Below are 519 nucleotides of genomic sequence, written 5' to 3'. Positions count from 1 at the left end.
TTGAAAACCTGATGCCTTCCGAGCTTTCCGGCGGTATGTCGCGCCGCGTTGCCCTCGCGCGTACGATTGCGCTCGACCCTGAAATCATGTTGTACGACGAGCCTTTCACCGGCCTCGACCCGATTTCACTGGGCGTCATCGCCCACCTCATCAGCCGCGCCAACAAAGCCCTGCGCTCCACCAGCGTAATGGTAACGCACGACATCGAAAAATCACTGGAAATCGTCGATCAAGTCATTTTCCTGGCACACGGCGAAATCATGTTCTCCGGATCGCCCGAAGAAATGCGCGAACTCGACTCGCCTTGGGTACGCCAGTTTGTCGGCGGTTTGGCAGACGGCCCCGTCGCCTACCGCTATCCGGCGCAAACGACTTTAAAACAAGACTTGCTGGGCTGATGTTCAGACGGCCTGAAACTTAAACAAGGCCGTCTGAAAACCATTTAACCAATCAACTGAAACCTATGAATTTTATCCGTTCCGTCGGGGCAAAAACCCTCGGCTTCATCCAATCGCTGGG

Annotated in this window: 1 protein-coding gene; it reads left to right on the top strand. The window is 54.9% G+C overall.

From position 1 onward, the window contains the following. A partial coding sequence (locus tag ACTHSP_RS21570; protein WP_440346950.1) for an ATP-binding cassette domain-containing protein occupies nt 1-398 on the top strand: 398 nt, incomplete at its 5' end. Nucleotides 399-519 lie beyond the last annotated feature (121 nt).

It is taken from the genome of Neisseria sp. P0001.S005 (genome assembly GCF_051963715.1).
Note: the sequence above shows the minus strand (reverse complement) of the source record. Positions and strands in the feature narration are given on the sequence as shown.